Raw genomic sequence first — 19,948 nt, forward strand, 5'->3', positions numbered from 1 at the left:
AAGTAAAAAAAGTTCCACACCATTTAGTCGTTCGATGGTGTGGAACTTTTTAGGATTGGGGCTTTTGTCCCAGCCTCTTTTTGTATGGATTTTCAACTCATCAACGTATAGGAGGAAATAATAATGAAAAAGAATACAGGATGGAAAACAGGAATTTTATTAGGGACAACTATTTTATTAGGAGCATGCAGCGGTAATGAAGGTGAAGCCGCAAGTGGAGAAGAAGAGATTCAAATTGGTATTTTACAATTAATGGACCATGAATCCTTGAATGCTTCCCGAGAAGGATTTATTGATGTATTGGAAGAGGCTGGTTATGTAGAGGGTGAGAATTTACAAGTTGATTATCAAAATGCGCAAGGAGATCAGGCTAATCTCCAAACGATGTCTGAACGTTTAAGTCAAGAGAATGAATTAATACTAGCGATTGCGACACCATCTGCCCAGTCATTAGCCAATATTGAAAAAGAAATTCCGATCCTATTTACAGCAGTAACGGATCCGGTTGATGCTGGATTGGTAGAAAGTTTAGAAGCGCCTGGAGGGAATATTACCGGGACAACGGATGCAGGTCCTATTGAAGAACAAATCAACTTACTCTTGTCGGTAGTTCCTGAAGCCCAAAACATCGGAATTATCTACAACTCAAGTGAGCCAAATTCCTTAATTCAAGCAGACCAGGCGACTGAGATTTTAGAAGCAAATGGAAAAACAGTCAACTCAGTTACTGTTTCTTCAACCAACGAAGTACAACAAGCAATGGAATCCCTCGCTCAAGATGTAGAAGGAATTTATATCCCGACGGACAACACACTAGCAAGCACTATGGCAACGGTAGCAGAGGTAGCCAAAGACTATCAAATACCAGTTGTCGCTGCTTCCACTGACCAAGTTTTAGCGGGCGGACTTGCGACTTATGGAATTGATTACTACGAATTAGGCCGTCAAACAGGGGAAATGGCGCTTGAAATCATAGAGAACGATGCTGATCCGGCAAGCCTAGCAGTAGAGTCTTCTACGAATCTCGAACTTGTTATTAATGAAGAAATGGCTGAAGCATTAGGGATTGACCCAGCCAGCATCAAGGTACCTGAATAGGTGGGCAAATTTCTATAGTTTTCGATACGTCTCGGCTATAATAGGGTAAAGGTAACTGCAGTGGATTAAAACGCATGAAAGGAAGGTACTGGTTATGCTAAACAGATATGTCATTCCTACACGTTTTATGCAACAACTATCTCCTGAAGAATTGCTGCCGCATAATGAAAAGTATTATCAACAATGCAAACTGCATATCGAGCGCTCTCCTGAATTAGGGAAGTTCATTTCAAAGGAAGAGGTCGATAAGTTGGTTTTGCTGCAAATTAGAGAAGCACAGTTGGATGGAAAACGAGCCGAAGAACGGCTCGGAACCGATCACGCCTTGTTCGTTGAACGGATCATCCAGGATATCAAATCCCTTTCTCCTGTAACCATCTTCCAGGAGCGGTATCAGTTTCCCTTATATGCACTTTCCTTATATCTAATCGGATATGCATTTTTTACTTTCTTGCTATCTGCTTGGTTTGGCTACTCTTTAATTGATGCATTCCTTTATCCTATTCCCTTTAGTGCAGTAGGTATGTTCCTTGCTTCTATCTTTCTTTCTGTTTTCTATGTGCTTTTGTTTCGAAGAAAGCGTAGCGCGAAGCTGTTGTTCACGTTAAATTCGCCAGAATTCCGCAAACAGGAATTCATGAACATCGTTGGAATTGGTGTGACTTTCCTGATTCCTTATGTGATCCTACGCTTACAGATTACTGTATTTCATGTCGATATGTGGCTCGTCTTACTTGTAGGAATAATAGGTGTATTCTTGGCGCATCGGCGTTTCTTAGCAACCAATACTTTGCCAAATTAAACCAAATAGATAGTGTGCTAATTTTTATAGTACACTGTCTATTTTTTATTGTATTGAAGAATGGATGTTATTTCACTATAATGAGAACAATGAAAATTTGGAGGAATGAACATGAAGAAATGGATTCCCATCCTTGCAGGATTGGCACTGCTTGGGTGTACTCCTAACGGTACTACGGAAGTTGAGTCGGAGGGAACAGAAGTATCAACGGAAGAATCAATAGAAATAGTAGAAAGTCAGGCACAAGAATCAAGTGAATCGGAAGAACCAGAAGAGCCGGTTGAAACTCGTATTTCTTTTGTCGGAGTAGGTGATAATTTAATTCATGATTCTATTTACCGAGCGATGGAGCAGCCGGATGGAAGTTATGATTTCAGTCCGATTTATGAAGGCCTTGCTGAAGCGGTAGGGAATGCAGATTTGGCTTTCTTGAATCAAGAAACGATTTTGGCAGGTCCGGAATATCCTTACTCCGGCTATCCAGCTTTTAACACACCCGAAGAAATGGCAACGGATATGTATGAATTAGGCTTCGACCTCATTAATGGCGCAACCAACCATACATTGGATTACGATGTTCCAGGAGCAATAAATGCGATTGAAGTATGGAGTCAGTTTAATGATTTAATCTTTACCGGAGCTTATTTGAGTGAAGAAGACCGTAATACTGTTCGTACAATTGAACGAAATGGCGTTGTTTTTTCTTTCTTGGCTTATACATATGGGACGAATGGAATTATGCCTGATACAGATTGGCGCGTGTCGTACTTTGATGAAGCCAAGATTCGTGAAGATGTAGCAAAGGCGAAAGAAGTTAGTGATGTAGTCATTGTTTCTGCGCATTGGGGGGATGAAAATACACCAGTCATTAATGAGTTCCAAGATACTTACGCTCAATTATTTGCGGACTTGGAAGTAGATGTCGTGATTGGGACACATCCTCACATCATTCAACCCATTGAATGGCGAACGGGAGTGAATGGGAATGAAATGTTGGTTGTGTACTCTCTAGGAAATCTAATTGCTCATTCTTTAGAAGATTTCAATACGCTTGGTGGAATGATTTCTTTTGATTTTGTAGTAAATGAAGAAGAAACGCGATTGGAAAATGTTCAATTCCGACCAACAGTCAGCCACTACAGTGCGAAGTTAGAAGATATTGAAGGAACAAGACGGGATTTTAAGATTTATTATCTCGATGAGTATACACCTGAATTAGCCGCACAGCATGGTCTCAATGGTTATAATGGAATTGTTATTTCACCGGAGAATTATCAAGCGATTGTAGATGAAATTATTCCAGCTGAATTTTTAATCAAGTTAAATTAGAACATATGTTGATAAGATAAACGAAATAAAAGTAAATTCATTGAAATGAAAACAGCTTAAAACCCCTTTGTAATAGGGTTTTAGGCTGTTTTTTGTGAAAGATAGAAAGAAGTGTAAAAAAATAATTACAAATGTTTGTTTTGCTATTGTATTATTAAAAAATTATGAGTATAATGAGTCCATCCTTAATTAATGAAAATCCTCAACTGAAACATGCAACATACCCTCAGTTTTACCCTCTATCTATTTTCGATTTATCTACACTTATTTTCAGCACTCGTCAGTAAGAATACATGCAACTCCTTTACGCGGCATCCCTATTATTATGCCTTTATACAGGCAGGTTTGGAGAAGTGCATTCTTCTTTTCTTTTCCCCACACCCTTCATATGCCTTTTTTACCCCCACGGCATGGAAGAAGCGCATTTCTCCAAATTTTAATCTTTCAATAAAATTCCTATAAAATGATTATGAATCAGTTACTAATTGCAGGCTTTTTGTCACTCGTCTATCTCTATGCCTTATTGAAAAGTAAAGGAGGAACAAAGATGCGTCAACGTATCGAATTTCTGGACAAGATGTTGCTCTGGCTGATGACGGTAGTGCTAATCCTGCCGAATTTCTTTCAAACATTTACGAGTATAACTGCATTAGCATCAGAAATTGAACCACTCATCGATTCGGTTCTCTATGAAGGACCAGATGGATCGGCTACCGTCCAAGCGAAATTAACGGATGACGGTAAAAAAATTGAATGGGTCGTTCATCTGAGTAAACAACCATCCCAAGCGGCTACTACGCAAAGATTAGAAGTAGATGTTGGGAGTGGGGGATTAAGTCAGCCGCACACCATTCATACTGATAGTAGAGTGGAAACGATTGAAGGGATTCTCCAGCTAGAAAAAGAAAGCTTCACCCTTGAAGCTGCAACCCAACAAATCACTTTTGTAACGGATATTCTGGATTCTACCCTCCCAGAAGTTTCCCTCAAAATGGCAGCAGCCATCGTTACAGAAGAAAATGCATCACCCCTCATCATTCATACCTCACCACAAACCAAAACATTTACCATTCCCTTACCAAAAATAGAAATTCCCCCACTGATTGAAGATTTGCCAGTTGAGGAAGAATCAACACCCATAGAAACACCAATTGAAGAACCTGAAGAGACCGTGATCGAGACGCCCGCTCCAGTTGAAACATCTCCAACAGAAGAAGCTAACGATGAAGCTATTTCAACACCTGAAACAGATGAGATTGAGAGTGCAGAACCAACAACAGAAGAACCAACCCCTCCTTTAGAAGAACCAACATCAGAAGAAATAGCAGCGCCTTTAGAAGAACCGGAAAAAGCCGAAGTAATTATGGAGGAAGAGAAAACGGAGCAGGACCCCATTATAGTAACAGAGAATCCTGAGAATCCAGTAGCTTCAGTAGAAACTCAAGCTTTTCCGTGGTCTCCCGTACCAACCTACCAAGTAGTAGTCCCACCGAACAATCCCATGGCTTTAAGAACCACCACACCTACACCCGCTTATACAAACAATCCTATTAATGGAATCTACCCCCTTACCTATACGCAAAGTGATTACAATATCAGAAACTATAATCCGCAACTCTGGGAATACAAGGAAGCGTATCTAACCAAGTATGCAACTAAAACAAGTATTCCGGGACAATATGATATCAACTTAAAAGTTCAAGGTAAATCAATCGAGTCTACTCAGACAATCGATATTGTGATTGTATACGACAACTCTAATTCGATGGGAGATTCTGGAAGATTTACGAGCGCAAAAAATGCCACAAAGACCTTTATTGATGGTTTACTAAATGCAACCACTAACTCAGGTAATCAAATCCGAATGGCCTTAGTAACCTTTGGTGAAAAGTTAATCGATGAGTATTCCCACTATTCCTTTACTACGAATGGTGAGAGCTTAAAAAACAAATTACCGACGTACGCGAACGGTGGAGGTACGAATACTCAGAGCGGATTAAGTAAAGCCGCAGATATTATGAGTACCAGTACTGCACAAACGAAAGTTATTGTAGTAATTAGTGACGGGGTGCCAACGTACAGTTCAAAGGCGACACAATCGATTGACAACACTCCTACAGATGGAATCGTGAACTATGGGATTTCTGCACCAACAAAAAGAGGCACAACTTTTAGTAACATAATTCTAGGCGATGGAACGACTTTCGATTTGTATGAAGGGTTTCTAGGCCTAGGGAAAAAGACCTATTCCATTGATGGGTATGAAGTTCTCAATCATGGTTGGGCAACGATGTCACAGGCGGTATTAATGAAGAATGCAGGCTTAGTGATATATGGACTGGGGATTCAAATAAATGCAGGAGCAGGTGCAACACAACAGGAAGCCTTAAATGTAATGAAAAATATTGCCAGTCCTGGCAAATTTTACAATGCTGCTCAAGTAAATGAAATCAGCCAGCTATTAGCCAATATCTCGAGCCAAATTTCTAAGACCATCACTAATGGTTCAGTGGAAGATCCAATGGGCAACATGATTCTCCTTGATAAAGGAAGCGACAATGAGTTCCTACCAGAAGATTACAAATTAACCGGATCATCAGGGCTAAAACTGTCTGACCTGATTATTTCAGCAGATGAGAATGAACAGATTACTATCAACAATTTGAAACTTGGTGAGGATGAATGGATCAATCTGAAATATACCATACATATAAAGACAGAAGATCCAAATTTCCAACCAGAATTCTACTACCAAACCAACGGAATAACCACCCTTACTCCAACATCAACTACTCCCACTCAAAAACTAAACTTTCCTATTCCATCCATTAAAGCTCCAGGTGTATCAGTAAGTGGGTTGAAGACGTGGGTAGATGATACACCAGAGGATCGCCCCGAAGTGATTTCCCTCCAACTTCAAAGAAAAATCCCAACCACTAACTATCAAGACATACCTGAAAAAACAGTCCAACTACAAGCACAAATAAAACAAGCACAAAGTTATACGTTTAATCAATTACCTGCCTTTAATAATTTCGGGAAATATTATACGTATACTGTCAAGGAAATAGATATACCAGCTGGCTACGTACTGACGACTTCTGGCTACAATTTGAGAAATACTCTGAAAAAAGGGTCTTTGATTATTGAGAAGCGAGATGAAAAGGGGATCACCATTAAAGGAACAGATCCCACGTTACAAGCTACTTTCCAATTGAAACAAGGAGAGACGGTCGTTCAAACATTGATGACTGATGAGGCTGGTCGCGTTACCTTTTCAGGGTTGAAGGTAGGAACCTATACGTTAACGGAAACCGATAGTCCTGATGGTTATACCAAAGATCCTGCTGTCTATGCTGTAGAAGTAAGTCTTTCAGGAAGCAAAATCTCCGTGGTCGTAAAAGATAGCAAAAATAAAATACTCCCTAGCAATCCGTTGGTTATTAGGAATACTAATAATCAACAACTAATAGAAGCGACGAAGAAGTGGGTGGATGGACCAACCGAAAAACCAACGATTTTCATTCAGCTTTACGCTGACGGAGAACCAGTAGGAGTTCCGCAAACAGTTATTACACCGATCGGCCAGCATCAGGTAACTGTTAAATGGGATAAACAACTGGTGAAGAATGAGACCGGTAAAGAAATCATATATACGGTGGATGAAGTGGATGAAGAAGGTACCCCGATAACGGTTCCAGGTTATGAGAAAAAGGTAACAGGAATGACGATTACAAATACCTATCTTACTCCGAAAGTACACCTCGATGGCATGAAAAAATGGGAGGATCCTTTTGAAACTTTTCGGCCAACAAGTATTGTTCTTCGCCTTTACCGCAAGCTTTCTGGGGAAGAGAAAGAACAGCTGATTCAAACGCTGAATGTGACAGCGGGAACGAATGGGAAATGGATGTATAACTTTGGTGAACAAGATGCAACTGATCGAAGTGGAACGTTTTATCAGTATCGGGTAGAAGAAGCTGCTGTTCCAAATTACGCAGCTGATTACAATCTTGAAACACTTCAGCTCACGAACCGTCTCCTAACAGGAAATGTATTTATACGGAAGGTAGACTTCTTCGGGCAGAACATACAAGAACCGGTCACCTTCAAGCTTACTCGTTTAACCCAATCGGAAGGTGCATTTGTAGCTTACGCAGAAGAAATGGATACTCAAAATGGAGAAATTCAATTTAAGGATCTCGTAATGGGAACCTATCAATTGGAAGAAGTGAGAGCTCCAGAAGGATATAACTTAATGGATAAGCCAATCACGATTGTGGTGAAGAAAATAAAAGAAAAAATAGTTGTGAGTACAGAAGACGGAACATTCATTACGCAGGAACAACCTCTTGTGGTGAAGAATATTTCGAAATCGGTCTTACCGGAAACAGGAGGGATGGGAACAACCTTATTTTCAGTGATCGGTTTAGGGTTGATGATTGGCGCAGGAATGTTCTTTAAGAAATCCACTAATAAAGCAGAAAAAGGAGAGAGTAAAGATGAATAAGAATAATAAACGAATTGCAACGGCGTTATTTTCCACTATGATTTTAGCAGGAGCACTGGCTCCGGCAAGTGCAACGGCCGCAGAAGTGTTAGGTGGAGGCCACAACCCACCAACAGAAGAAACGGATACACGCAGACCGGAAACTGGAAATTTAATCATTCATAAGCTTCAATTCAACAAAGACGAGAAACCTAACTTTGACGGAAACCATAATGGGTCAGAATTTACCACTCCCGATACCAAAGGACTAGGTGGAATCATGTTCGACATTTATAAAGTGGAAGATTGGACCAGAAGTACGGATAAACCAGCTGGGGATCCTTACCAATCAGGAATTACTTCTTCTGTAGAAGGAGAAGAAGGATTGCTCGAATTCAATGATCTGCCCGCTGGACGGTATTTAGTGGTTGAAAATACAGACAATCTGCCACACGGTGTAAATTACACTTCTGAATCCTTTTTAGTGGATGTCCCAATGACAACAGCTGATGGAACAGAGTGGTTAGAAGATGTACACGTGTATCCTAAAAATCGTTTGATTCTTGCGACGGTAGATTTCTATAAATACTTTGAAAAGAGCAAACATCAAAAGGATGCAACCGCTACATTTGAACTATGGAAAGAAATGGGCGAAGATGACCTCTTAATTGAAACCGTAGAAACGGACGACGAAGGCAGAGTATTTTTTACAGCTGAACAAAAAGGTTTGGAAACAGGTCATTATTACGCAATGGAAACGCAGGTAACGGATCCTTATGGAATTAATGAAGATTTGATTCATTTTGAAGTGACCAATGACGACCATGATGAGGATTTAACCGATGAAGAAGCATCGATTGAAATAAACATTGAATACGGCGTAGATGGAAAATTCGAAAACTACACATTGCCGAATCCAATAAAAGATAATAAAGATGATGACGACGATGATGACTCTGCTAACCTCAATGAAATGGTTGAGTGGGACATTAGTACACGAATTCCTTCTGATATAGATGATTACGAACTGTTCCGTTTGACAGATATCCTCGATTCTCGTTTGGATTACGTAGGGAATATTATTCTCAAGGTAAATGATCAGATTCTAGTGGAAATGGTCAAAGAGGGAAGTTCTGAATATCCGGACACATTAGGCGGTGGGAAGCTCGTGCTTGATCTTGATGTAACAAAACTAGAAGAATATGCAGGTGAAATATTGCATATTACCTTTGAAACAAAAATCAATAAAACAGCTTTAATGGGTGCTTTGATACCGAATAACTTCACATTGGACTTCAACAACGGTTCTGGTTTGGATTCAAGAACAATGGAGAAACCACCATATGCTTGGACGGGCGGACACAAGTTTGATAAAGTTTCCAACAGTAAAAAATTGGACAACTTTGCCGGCGCACAATTCTGGGTATATAAATTTGTTGGCGACGAGAAGCATTACTTGCAACAAGATCATACGTGGAGTACAGCTACAGATGCAGCAATGAAATATACTTCTAGAGACAATGGTACGTTTGAAGTGACGGGACTGTCAATGGGAACGTACTATTTAGAAGAACGTGTAGCTTTACCAGGACATATGCTCAGTCCAGACGTTAAATTCTCTGTTACAAGAGACAGCTTTAACTTAAAGAGACCGACAGAAGTAATGAATAAAACGCAGATCCGCTTACCAGAAACAGGCGGTATGGGAACGATTGCTTTTACTATTGCTGGTATTGGGATGATGGCCGGAGCGGTTAAACTCTACAAGAAAGAAGAAGAATAAACGACTTGAATAGGCGAGCTGTGACTCGCCTGTTCATCAAAGGACTTTTATTAAAAATCCTTTGATGAGCAGAAACAAAATTGATCAGAATAAGGTGGAGCCCATGAAACAAAAAAAATCAAAAAACCGCCAAAAGCTATTTATTGGTTTTGTATTTTTGCTTGGATTAGGAATTTTCTTATTTCCAAACCTTAGTAATCTCTATTCACAGTACTCCCATGCGATGATTATCCTTTCCTACCAAAAAAACCAAGAAGAAACCGATGACCAACTAAAGGAGTTGGAATTAGAAAGATTCCAAGCTTATAATGAGTCACTCAGCGATGCAGGAAAAGACTACGTGGATCCTTTTGCAGAAAATGAGGCAGAACCAATAAACCGTAGTCCTGAAGTGGATGAACGTTTAGGCGATCCGTTGGGACATATTGAAGTCCCTAAGATTGGCATTGATATTCCTATTTACGATGGAACAACCGACTATATTCTTCAAAGGGGAATCGGTTTATTAGGCAACAGTTCAATGCCAGTAGGAGGAGTAGGCACGCATGCTGCTCTGACGGGTCATCGAGGATTACCCAATGCAGAGCTTTTTAGTAACATCGTCGACTTAGTGGAAGGCGATTTGTTTTATATCCATTCAGCAGGTGGAATCTTAGCCTACCAAGTTCAAACCATCAAAACCGTTCTCCCTCATGAAACGGAATCACTAAAGATCCAAGCAGGAAAAGACTTGGTAACGCTAATCACCTGTACTCCCTATATGGTAAACAGCCACCGATTACTTATTACAGGTATTCGTATTCCCTATGTGGCTCCACCCCAAGAATCGCCACTTACCACACAAAAAATTATGAAAAAAGTAGCCGAAAACCACTCTTATTTAGGTGTTTATCTGGCAAGTATCTTTGTTCTCGTTTCTATGGTCTTTTTCTACATTCATAGAAGGAAAAAAAGGGGTGAAGGTCATGAATAAGAGAAGGAAGAATCGTTCCTTGTGGCTCTTCAATATAGGTGTTTTAATCATCCTTCTTCCACAAATGCGTATTTTCTACCAGGAGCTTAAAATCGAATCGAATTTGGTTGCTTATCAAAATAGCGTAGAGACCGTGCTGAAACAAGAAGAATTCTTCGTAACAAATGAACCTGTAACCATTTCTTCTAGTAAGCAAGAACCCTCCGCTCTAATCCAGTCGTTTGATTACTCCGATCCATTTATTAACGAGGTGGCTCCAGACTACTTGTCTGTTCCTGAAGTTTATATTCAAGAAGAAATGATTGGATATATCGATATACCTAAAATTGGTGAACGACTTCCTATTTATTACGGCGCAACCAACGAACACTTAGCAAAGGGCATCGCTACCGTGAGTGGTACGTCCTTCCCGTTAGGAGGAGAGAGCACGCATGCGGTTCTATCTGGACACCGGGGTTATGCAGGTGCAAATTACTTTCGGCATATTGATTTACTCCTGCCAGGAGATCGCTTCACCGTTACCATGCTTAAAAATGTATTAACTTATGAAGTAGTGGGGACAGAGATTGGTTCTCCAGATGACCCTTCACCTCTCGAAATAAAAAAAGGGGAAGATTGGTTGACTTTATTGTCTTGTCATCCTTATCGCATCAATAATCAAAGAATTTTCGTCCATGCAAAACGCGTACTGGCGAATGAAACAGCAATCTATACAGCTCGCAAAAATTTAATCGTTTCTGCAACTGCGAGCTATAGCGGATTATTCCAAAAAGAGGATGCTGCAGTAAAACAAAGTGTTCACTTTAATAAGGAAACAATTGTTAAGACCTTTTTGAAGTTTACCGACCCTTCAATTGAGTTAAAAGTGAGACTTCAACTCGTAGTGAATAGGGTTATAAACGTTGTTGGAGTCGCTGCTTTGCTTTTTACTACCTTTCTGATTATTCGAAACGGATTTTATAACAAATATAGGGTCAAATAAACATTTGTTAGCTTGTTCATTTTGTTTAACACCTATATCATGATAAAATAGAATTAACAAAATACCGATAAGGGTGAATGAGATGACCAAGGTAGACGTAACCGAATTGGTGAATCGCGCACTGGCCCATCATGATGAAGGAAACAATGCATTAGCAGAAGAGATGTTTCTGGAAGCTCTCTACTTACTGGATGATAAGGAAAATGAATTATATCAACGGATTGTCTACGGTTTAGGCATGAACTACAGTGCACAAGGAAATTTAGATGGCGCAAGGCAATGCTTTGAAGAAGGCCGATTAAATGCAAAAAAAGCCAATAATATCAAATTTGAACTAGGGATGATTCGTCAATTGATTGTGATAAACAGAGACCTAGAAGATTTGACAACAGCCTTGCTATTGGTAGAGGAGGAAATTTTGTACCGTGAAAAACACGCACCAGATGACTGGAGTGGATTTTTCACGCTCTACATGGAAGGCAGCAAACTCTTAGAAGCAGCCGGGAAAACAAAGAAAAGCAAAGAGTACGCTCAGAAAGCTCTTGAATATAAGCACAAGATGAATAAATAAAGAACGAAATAGAAAAACAAGCCAAAAACTGATAGAATAAGAAGTTGTGTTCATCAGAATATATTGAAATAACAAGCGAGACAAGGGGAATGTTATATGGCACTAAATGAGAAAGAATCCAAGGTATTTGCATATATCAAAGAGGATCCCTTTATATCCCAACAAGCGTTGGCAGATAAAGTTGGTTTATCCCGTCCAGCAGTTGCCAATATCATTTCAGGTTTAGTAAAACGTGGCTATTTATTAGGAAAAGCATATGTGGTTAACGAAACAAGACCTATTATTTGTATTGGTGCGGCAGCAATCGATCGTCGTTACTTTATTGAGAATGATTTAATGATGGGTGAATCGAATAAAGTTACTTCCCAGTCCTCCTGTGGCGGGGTAGCCCTAAGTGTGGCAGAGAATCTTGGTAGACTTCAAGAAGATGTTGTCCTGCTTAGTCTTTTGGGGAAAGACCAAGAAGCAGAGCAGCTAAAAGAAACCATGCGCCCACTTGTGAAGATGAGTGAGATAGAAGAAATTGCCGGTTATTCTACAGGGACGTACATGGAAGTTTTAGATAAAAAAGGTGAGATGGTTCTCGGTCTTTCTGAGATGGAAATTTATGACCGCATGACGCCAAACTGGCTTATGAAACATAGCTCCTTGTTAAAACAAGCGAAAGCGATTGTGGTAGACACCAATGTACCACGCGAGACACTAGAGATGTTGCTGGATATGGTTAGTAAAAATAAAATACCAGTCGCATTAATTACGGTTTCCGTATTGAAGTCGCACAATATTCCTGACAGCCTAAAAGGAATTAAAATGTTCGCAACTACGCAAAGCGAAACCGAAATGTACTTTAATATGAAGATTGATAGTGACGCTGCTCTGCGTGATGCGCTCAACCGTTATTTGAAGATGGGAGCAGACCATGTCATCATTACCGATCGCAGTAAGTGCGTACAATATGCGAGCGAAAAACACGGCATGATTCGTTTTGATCTTCGGAATGCAGATTCAGACAGCTACGTATGGGGAACGAACGAAGCCTTAATTTCCGGGATGATGTACCGTTACTTACAAACGAAAAACTTGATTGATGTCATTATGACAGGAATTGTAAATGCAGCGAAGACAACCAAATCTCTTCACAAAGTACGACACGAATTATCACAATCGGTTTTAGAAAAAGACATTAAAGATTTTGGCGAAATAGAATTCGAAGGAATTTGATGTTCGAGTGGTTCTTGCAGTCCTATAAAGGATGGCGAGAACCATTTTTCATTTCACTTTGGCATCAGATACGGTAAAATAGAGATGTGGAAAGCGGTTTCTTTTTTAGCGAAAGGAGTTGAGTCGAATGAGTCGGGAGTACCAACGAATTTTAGTAACAGTTGACGGTTCACAACAGTCCATCAATGCCTTTAAGAAAGCTGTGCAAATTGCCAAGCGGAACCAAGCGGAGTTACATCTGGTAACCATCGTAGATAAACAAGACAATCCAAAAGAAGCAGAAGACATTCAACGTGAGAAAGAAAATTTGTTTACTGCATTAGATAACCATGCCAAACGAGAACACGTTCCAATCCATAAAGCCATTAAGCATGGAGATGCTAAGAAATTAATTGCAGAAGAACTCGTGAAAGATTGGGATATCGATTTAATTGTCATGGGTGCAACTGGAAAAGGGCGAATCGCCAAGTTGATTATTGGTTCAGTTACAAGTTACGTAACAAAGCATGCACGCTGTGATGTGCTGATTGCTCGATAAGAAAATAAAGCCTGCATCAAAGCGCAACGAAAGCGTTTTGGTGCAGGCTTATTTTTATACCTTTATTTCAGCATGACTTCCTTGTGGCGAGTGGCTGACTCTGATATGCGCAGGAATTCGCATTTTCAGTTCCTCTACATGGGAAATAACTCCCACCATTCTCCCCCGTGCATTTAGTTCTACCAAGGTTTGAATCGCGTGATCGAGTGATTCTGAATCAAGTGTTCCGAACCCTTCATCAATAAAGAGGGTATCAATCTGAGTCCCGCCACTTTGCTGCTGCATCACATCACTTAAACCCAATGCCAAAGCTAAAGAAGCTTTGAAACTTTCCCCTCCAGATAAAGTTTTTACACTTCGGCTCTGACCGGTATAGTGGTCAAATACATCCAGCTCCAATCCTTTTGCCCCAGCACCTTTACCTGGTTCTTCTGCTCGAATCAAAAGATAACGGTCAGCTGTCATTTGCTGCAAGCGGACGTTTGCTGCTCTAACAATCTCTTCATAATATATAGCCAATACATAGCGTTCAAAGGACATGCGGCCGGTTTCTTTGGATGTGCCATTTGCAATTTCAGATAGTTTTTGTACCCGTTGATACTTCGTTAAGCTTGTACTTAACTTTTGATAGATGGACTGAATGGAAAGGTGACCTCTTTCGGCAATCTGAATCTGCATGCGGGTTTGATTGAGAGATTCCTCCAGTTTTATTAATTGTTGTATGACGAGCGCCTTTTCTTCTGCCAAATTTTCACTGGTAATGTCTGCTGCAAAATGAGCGAGCACGTCTTGCTGGTCTTCTACATTTTTTTGGTTCATCTTCACAGCATCTTGATAAGTGGTACATTCTTCTCTCACTTTCACCGCTTCTTCCTCTGGCAACAATGAAGCCTCAAAGTCCTCTTCTAACTGTGCTTTCTTGAGCTGATTTTTAAAGTCTAGAAGAGCATCATCTATACGCTTATTCGTTTCTTCTATTTGTTCTGTAAGAGATTGAAGGGTACTTGTTTTTGCGGCCAGACTTTTTTCTAACGCATCAATCTCTGCTTTGGCTAAGGGGTGTGCTTGTTCAGTTTCCGCAATACGATTTGACAAGGCTAGCAACTCCTCTTGAATCTCTTCGAAATCAAGAGGAGCAAGCTCTTCTTCCAAAGTGGCAATCTGAGAAGTGAGCGTTTCAACCGTTGTTTGATACGTTCCTAGTTTAGTTTGCAATTCACGTTGTTGGAGTTCATACTCTCGTTCCGCTTCTTTTACTTCTTTTTGAGTTTGGAAGAGAGCATCCTGCTGCTCCAATTGCTGTTCTAGCTCGGTGATAGCAGTTTGGATTCTTGTTTGGCTTTCGGCTTTTTCTTTCCAGGCGGCAACTGCTTTTTCTTGCTCCGAAGCTGCATCTTTTGCTTCTAGAGAGAGGATATCTTCTAGTTGGGAAATTTGCTTCTGCAAGCTTCCAACAAGAGAAGAACTTTCAGCGAAGTGACGCTGCGCCTCATCGTTTTGGTTTTGTAATTCTTCCAACTCGACCTGTGTAGGTGCTCCTTCAATGGAGATAGCAACCTGTGGATGCTCCAGTGCTCCGCACACAGGGCAAGGTTCTCCGTCTACTAAATCGTGTGCAAGCATGCCTGCTAAGTTGTTGTAGTAGAGGATCCGCTTTTGCATCAAATCTTGATTGTTTCTTTCTGCTTGTGTTTGCGCTTGATACATCTCTTCAACCGCTTGTTGATGTTGGAGTAGGACATTCGTTAAATTTTCTAAATCGTTCCATCTGCGCTCTAATTTTTGGCATTCTTGTTGTCCATTTGCATACCGTTCTTTTTGAAGCGCAAGTTCTTTTTGAGCATGAAGATTTTCCTCAACTTGCTTTTGAATGCTGACTTGTTGCTCTCTTTGAGCGGTTAGCTGGGTGGCCACAAGTTCTAAACAAGATTCCGTTTGCTTTTGAAGTTCTTCTATTTCTTGTCGCTCTGCCAATTGATTGTGTAATTTTTCGAATTGCTCTTTTTGGGCGAATCGTTGTTTTTCTGTTTTGCGCCATTCTGGCAGTAGGGTGAAGTCGGCAGCGAGCGCTTCAAACGTTTCATTCTTTGCAGCAAGTTCTGTTACAAGGCTACCTTGCTGTTCCTGTTCCATTGCTAATCGTTCCTCTAATTGAGTGAGAGCATCCTTCTCTTTTTGGAATCTCTGTTTAGCTTCCAAACAAATTTGTGCCTTTTCGAAAGCAAGCACCTGTAAGGCTAGTTGGTGATAGTGCGCAGAATCTGCCTCCAAGCATTCTTGCTCTTTCTTCAGCTGCAGATACTTTTCGATTTCATTTTGTTGGTTTTCAATTTCTTTTAGTTTAGTTTGTTTTTCAAGGAAGTCTGCTTTTAGGGAACCTTCTTTTTGAATCAGTTCGTTCTGGATGTTCTTTAATCGGGCCATCGCTGCCTCTGCATCTTCTTGTTCTTTTGCTTTATCAAGGGTTTCGTCTTGTAAATCAGCAAGATAAGAAAAGGAAGAGGCTAATTCCACACGCGCATGCTCTGCCGTTTTGTTCAAGGCAGCGGCTTGCCTCTTTAGGTTTTCTTGAAACGCTAAGATGTCTTCCGTATGGAAAATATTGCGGAAGATTTGCTCCTTATCCCGGCTGTCCGACTCCAGCAGTTTCTTGAATTCCCCTTGAGGTAACATCACAATTTGCTTGAACTGAGGATAGGTTAAAGAAAGGAGCTGTTCAATTTCCTGATTCGCATCTTTGATTTTCGTTGTGACTTTTCCTTCTTGATAAAAGGCTACCCTCGATTCATACTTCTTCGAACCGCGTTTACCAGGTCCCATTTGTTGAGGGGAGCGCTCAATCCGATATTCCTTGCCATTTAATTCAAACGTAAAAACAACCTCACAAAGATGGAGATCGGAAGCAAAATCCGATTTGAAGGTGTCTTTATTCCGGCTGTCTCCATTTGCATTGTCATATAACGCATAAGCGATGGCATCAAAAATAGTCGTTTTTCCTGCACCAGTAGGACCGCTTACCAAAAACAAGCTTTGATTTTTGAAGAGGGTGAAGTCGAGTATGGTTTTATCCTTATAAGGTCCAAACGCAGTAATCTCTAGTTTTAGGGGTCTCATTCTTGGCTCCTTTCGATGGTTGCTAAAGCAGCTTCGATTATTTTCTGATCCTCTGCATGAAGTTCGTTTTTCGTGTACTGCGTATAGAAATCGGTAAATAATTCCATTAACGACTTCTGTTCAATATCTGCTTGCGTATGGTTTAACGAGGAAGAGATAGCCTCGTGCCGATTCACGTATTCTAACCCCATCGCATGTGGGTACTGACGGCGCAACTGATTCATCGGATCTAAAATAATTCCATCGTCTTCTAATTCAAAGAAAATATAGTCATCCGAGCTGCTCTGGATTAATTCGCTAAATGTACCACGCAGAATCCGCATATCGCGCAATGGCTTGATGAGAATTGGTTCGACTGCAAGGTCATCTTTCGTAATATCAAGTAATAAGGACTGCTTTTGGTGGCGGGCTTCCGATTTGGAATATTTCAAAATCGACCCACTGTAACGTACATGATGATGTTTCACTTTTTGTGCCTTATGAATGTGCCCGAGCGCCACATAGTCAAAATGCTCCAATAACTCGACGGGCACATATTCGGCTGTTCCAATGCTGAGCGGCCGCTCCGAATCTGACTCTTCAATGGAATCAGCTGATCCATTAATGACATAGCCATGGGAAACCAGAATGTTGACCGCAGTGGGATCAAAATCTGGAGCCAATTTTTTCATTTGATAGCGGGCAACATCTTCCATCGTTCGAATGGATGGTTCCTGAACCACTTCCCGAACCGATACGGGGTCACCAAAAGGAATCAGATAGAAATTCGTGTCTTGAATGGTAACTTTTCGGGTAAAAGTCTTTACCGTTCCTTCCATATACAACTTGTTTTCAGTGAAGAGGCGAGAGCCGTACTCCAAACGTTCCTGGCTGTCATGATTGCCGGAGATAACGAGCAGAGGAATTTTCAATTCTGTAACAATGCGGGTGAGAATCTCATCCGCCAAAGCGACTGCTTCTTTCGGCGGCATGGAGCGATCGTATAAATCTCCCGCCATAATAACTGCCTCTACTTGCAATGATTGAATGGCGTCTAATAGCTCGTTTAGATAGTGACGCTGATTTTCAAGCATCGAGTAATCGTTGACGATTTTTCCTAAATGCCAATCAGCTGTGTGTAAAATTCGCATTTCATGGACTCCTTTATGGTAAAATGAACGTATTGAGTATTCCTATTATAACAAAAAGAATTCCTGAAACGGATGAAGTTTTTAGGGAAGAAGGAGGAGTTATAAATGGATTTAGGTTTGAAAGGGAAAAATGCGTTAGTAATTGCTTCCAGCCAAGGCTTAGGAAAGGCGATCGCAAAGGAATTGGTTTTAGAAGGCGCGAACGTAATGCTGACGAGCCGGGACGAAACGAAGCTGAAAGACGTACAAGCTGAGTTAGAGGCTTTGAATGGCGGGAGAGTGGTCTACCATCCATGCGATATTACCAAACCAGACGAGATTGAACAGCTAGTAAAAGAAACTCAAAACCAACTGGGCACGATTCAGATTCTTTTGAATAATGCGGGCGGTCCACCAAGTGGCAGCTTTGACGAAATGACAGATGAAGATTGGCAGCGAGCGTTTGAGCTGAACTTATTCAGCTATATTCGCATCATTCGGGCGGTATTGCCAGATTTAAGAAAAGATGGCGGCCGGATCGTGAATATCGCATCCACCTCCATCAAGCGGCCGATTCCCAATCTTATTTTGTCCAATACATTCCGTAACGGCATTGTCGGACTTTCCAAGTCATTAGCGGAAGAGCTCGCTCCTGATCGTATTTTGATTAATGTGGTGGGACCTGGAACAATTGAAACAGGTCGAATTCATGAATTAAATGAAGGAAAAGCAGAAAAAGCGAATAAAACAGTAAGTGAAATTGAGCAAGAAACGATTCAAACGATCCCGCTAGGACGAATGGGGCAACCAGCTGAATTTGCCAAGGCAGTAACTTTTTTACTGTCGGATGCAAATAGTTATATTACCGGACAAACTCTTTTAGTAGATGGCGGTATGGCAAAAACAATTAGTTAAATAGAAATGACGAGGCGATAGACAAAAATGAGTGGCTTAAAATACCGGGAAGAACATAAAGTAAAAACGTTTGAGTGCGATATTCAGAAAGAAATGACCATGCCGGCTTTGATAAATGTGATGTTGGAAACATCAGGCATGCAAAGTCATTTATTAGGCAATACCGATGACCAGATGTCAGACTTAGGATTAAGTTGGATTATTATTCAATATTATATCCAAGTGAATCGGATGCCGAGAAGGTCAGAATCATTAATCATTGAAACCGAAGCATTGAGCTACAATCGCTTCTTTACGTATCGTGTATTCCGTGCCTTTGATCAGGAAGAGAATCTCTTGGTAGAGGTGCTGACCACTTTTGGAATTATGGAAATGGAAACGCGTAAGCTCACTCGAATCCAGCCGGAGTTAGTGGCTCCTTATCAAGCGGAAGAAATCAGAACCATGGTTCGTCAGCCGAAAATAGAACCCGTGCAAGCAGCGAACAGCTCTGAACAACCATTCCGGGTCCGCTACTTGGATATTGATGGAAACAAGCATGTCAACAATTCCAAATACTTTGACTGGATGGTCAATACGATTGATATGGATTTCCATTCGGAGCATCGAGTAAAATCAGTTACCATCAAGTATGAAAAAGAAGTTGGTTACGGAAACATGATTACCAGCAGAATGTCTCAAGAAAGCTTAGAAGATGGCACCATTCGTACGGCACATGAAATTGTGAATGGTGGCGGAGTCGCTTGTGTCGCGAATATGATTTGGGAAAAAAGGTAAAAAAGAAATAACGTGCAAGTGAGACGAAAATTTTCGCTCACTTATACCAAAAACCTCGAAAACGTGCAAGTGAGCCTATAAAATAGGACTCACTCATACCAAAAAGTCAATAAGCGTGCAAGTGGACCACTTTTACATGGCCCACTTGCACGTTTTAAATAATAGGTACAAAAAACTTTATGAACGCTCCGCGTTCTATGCCATGACGGAAAATCACGTGCAGGAGTATAATAGGGATGGCAATACA

14 protein-coding genes are annotated in these 19,948 nt (G+C 40.7%); 12 read left to right on the forward strand and 2 right to left on the reverse strand.

From position 1 onward, the window contains the following. Window positions 1-123: 123 nt before the first annotated feature. From PVE40_RS09825 to PVE40_RS09870, 10 genes are all read left to right on the forward strand, one after another. Window positions 124-1,098, forward strand: a complete 975-nt coding sequence (locus PVE40_RS09825) for an ABC transporter substrate-binding protein (RefSeq protein WP_274731747.1) — start codon at window positions 124-126, stop codon at window positions 1,096-1,098. 94 nt (window positions 1,099-1,192) lie between these two features. Further along, entirely contained in the window at window positions 1,193-1,900 is a 708-nt protein-coding gene (locus PVE40_RS09830; protein ID WP_274731748.1) for a hypothetical protein, read from the forward strand. A 111-nt stretch (window positions 1,901-2,011) separates the two neighbouring features. Then, a complete protein-coding gene (locus PVE40_RS09835; protein ID WP_274731749.1) occupies window positions 2,012-3,229 on the forward strand; it encodes a CapA family protein in 1,218 nt (405 codons plus the stop codon). A gap of 547 nt (window positions 3,230-3,776) precedes the next feature. Further along, window positions 3,777-7,739 carry a Cna B-type domain-containing protein gene (locus PVE40_RS09840; RefSeq protein ID WP_274731750.1) on the forward strand — a complete coding sequence of 1,321 codons (3,963 nt, stop codon included), beginning with the start codon at window positions 3,777-3,779 and terminating at the stop codon, window positions 7,737-7,739. Next, on the forward strand, window positions 7,732-9,501 hold the full coding sequence (locus PVE40_RS09845) for a SpaA isopeptide-forming pilin-related protein (RefSeq protein ID WP_274731751.1): 1,770 nt from the start codon (window positions 7,732-7,734) through the stop codon (window positions 9,499-9,501). The genes PVE40_RS09840 and PVE40_RS09845 overlap by 8 nt, the downstream gene beginning before the upstream one ends. Before the next feature lie 103 nt (window positions 9,502-9,604). After that, a complete protein-coding gene (locus PVE40_RS09850; RefSeq protein ID WP_274731752.1) occupies window positions 9,605-10,474 on the forward strand; it encodes a class C sortase in 870 nt (289 codons plus the stop codon). After that, window positions 10,467-11,456 (forward strand): class C sortase, encoded by a 990-nt coding sequence (locus PVE40_RS09855; RefSeq protein WP_274731753.1) that lies wholly within the window; start codon window positions 10,467-10,469, stop codon window positions 11,454-11,456. The genes PVE40_RS09850 and PVE40_RS09855 overlap by 8 nt, the downstream gene beginning before the upstream one ends. Window positions 11,457-11,538: 82 nt before the next feature. Further along, window positions 11,539-12,027: a tetratricopeptide repeat protein gene (locus PVE40_RS09860; protein ID WP_274731754.1), complete on the forward strand. Its 489-nt coding sequence runs from the start codon at window positions 11,539-11,541 to the stop codon at window positions 12,025-12,027. Window positions 12,028-12,123: 96 nt separating this feature from the next. Further along, complete coding sequence (locus PVE40_RS09865; protein ID WP_274731755.1) at window positions 12,124-13,248, forward strand: PfkB family carbohydrate kinase; 1,125 nt, start codon at window positions 12,124-12,126, stop codon at window positions 13,246-13,248. A gap of 127 nt (window positions 13,249-13,375) precedes the next feature. After that, on the forward strand, window positions 13,376-13,786 hold the full coding sequence (locus tag PVE40_RS09870; RefSeq protein ID WP_274731756.1) for a universal stress protein: 411 nt from the start codon (window positions 13,376-13,378) through the stop codon (window positions 13,784-13,786). Between the two features lie 54 nt (window positions 13,787-13,840). On the opposite strand, the gene PVE40_RS09875 is transcribed toward PVE40_RS09870, so the two are convergent. Together PVE40_RS09875 and PVE40_RS09880 are read right to left on the reverse strand one after the other, a co-directional pair. After that, window positions 13,841-16,900, reverse strand: a complete 3,060-nt coding sequence (locus PVE40_RS09875) for an AAA family ATPase (RefSeq protein ID WP_274731757.1) — start codon at window positions 16,898-16,900, stop codon at window positions 13,841-13,843. Beyond that, window positions 16,897-18,030: an exonuclease SbcCD subunit D gene (locus PVE40_RS09880; protein ID WP_274731758.1), complete on the reverse strand. Its 1,134-nt coding sequence runs from the start codon at window positions 18,028-18,030 to the stop codon at window positions 16,897-16,899. Before PVE40_RS09880 ends, PVE40_RS09875 begins: the two co-directional genes overlap by 4 nt. 105 nt (window positions 18,031-18,135) lie before the next feature. On the opposite strand from PVE40_RS09880, the gene PVE40_RS09885 reads away from it, so the two are divergent. Continuing rightward, window positions 18,136-18,924 (forward strand): SDR family oxidoreductase, encoded by a 789-nt coding sequence (locus PVE40_RS09885; RefSeq protein WP_274731759.1) that lies wholly within the window; start codon window positions 18,136-18,138, stop codon window positions 18,922-18,924. Window positions 18,925-18,951: 27 nt separating this feature from the next. After that, window positions 18,952-19,701: an acyl-[acyl-carrier-protein] thioesterase gene (locus PVE40_RS09890; RefSeq protein ID WP_274731760.1), complete on the forward strand. Its 750-nt coding sequence runs from the start codon at window positions 18,952-18,954 to the stop codon at window positions 19,699-19,701. Window positions 19,702-19,948 lie beyond the last annotated feature (247 nt).

The sequence above is a fragment of the Jeotgalibaca caeni genome, assembly GCF_028863945.1.
GTDB classification, from domain to species: Bacteria; Bacillota; Bacilli; order Lactobacillales; family Aerococcaceae; genus Jeotgalibaca; species Jeotgalibaca caeni.

What these genes read in the sequence shown, in the direction of transcription:
- PVE40_RS09825 (WP_274731747.1), top strand. Translation starts at nt 124, where the DNA reads ATGAAAAAGAATACAGGATGGAAAACAGGAATTTTATTAGGGACAACT.
- PVE40_RS09830 (WP_274731748.1), top strand. Translation starts at nt 1,193, where the DNA reads ATGCTAAACAGATATGTCATTCCTACACGTTTTATGCAACAACTATCT.
- PVE40_RS09835 (WP_274731749.1), top strand. Translation starts at nt 2,012, where the DNA reads ATGAAGAAATGGATTCCCATCCTTGCAGGATTGGCACTGCTTGGGTGT.
- PVE40_RS09840 (WP_274731750.1), top strand. Translation starts at nt 3,777, where the DNA reads ATGCGTCAACGTATCGAATTTCTGGACAAGATGTTGCTCTGGCTGATG.
- PVE40_RS09845 (WP_274731751.1), top strand. Translation starts at nt 7,732, where the DNA reads ATGAATAAGAATAATAAACGAATTGCAACGGCGTTATTTTCCACTATG.
- PVE40_RS09850 (WP_274731752.1), top strand. Translation starts at nt 9,605, where the DNA reads ATGAAACAAAAAAAATCAAAAAACCGCCAAAAGCTATTTATTGGTTTT.
- PVE40_RS09855 (WP_274731753.1), top strand. Translation starts at nt 10,467, where the DNA reads ATGAATAAGAGAAGGAAGAATCGTTCCTTGTGGCTCTTCAATATAGGT.
- PVE40_RS09860 (WP_274731754.1), top strand. Translation starts at nt 11,539, where the DNA reads ATGACCAAGGTAGACGTAACCGAATTGGTGAATCGCGCACTGGCCCAT.
- PVE40_RS09865 (WP_274731755.1), top strand. Translation starts at nt 12,124, where the DNA reads ATGGCACTAAATGAGAAAGAATCCAAGGTATTTGCATATATCAAAGAG.
- PVE40_RS09870 (WP_274731756.1), top strand. Translation starts at nt 13,376, where the DNA reads ATGAGTCGGGAGTACCAACGAATTTTAGTAACAGTTGACGGTTCACAA.
- PVE40_RS09875 (WP_274731757.1), bottom strand. Translation starts at nt 16,900, where the DNA reads ATGAGACCCCTAAAACTAGAGATTACTGCGTTTGGACCTTATAAGGAT.
- PVE40_RS09880 (WP_274731758.1), bottom strand. Translation starts at nt 18,030, where the DNA reads ATGCGAATTTTACACACAGCTGATTGGCATTTAGGAAAAATCGTCAAC.
- PVE40_RS09885 (WP_274731759.1), top strand. Translation starts at nt 18,136, where the DNA reads ATGGATTTAGGTTTGAAAGGGAAAAATGCGTTAGTAATTGCTTCCAGC.
- PVE40_RS09890 (WP_274731760.1), top strand. Translation starts at nt 18,952, where the DNA reads ATGAGTGGCTTAAAATACCGGGAAGAACATAAAGTAAAAACGTTTGAG.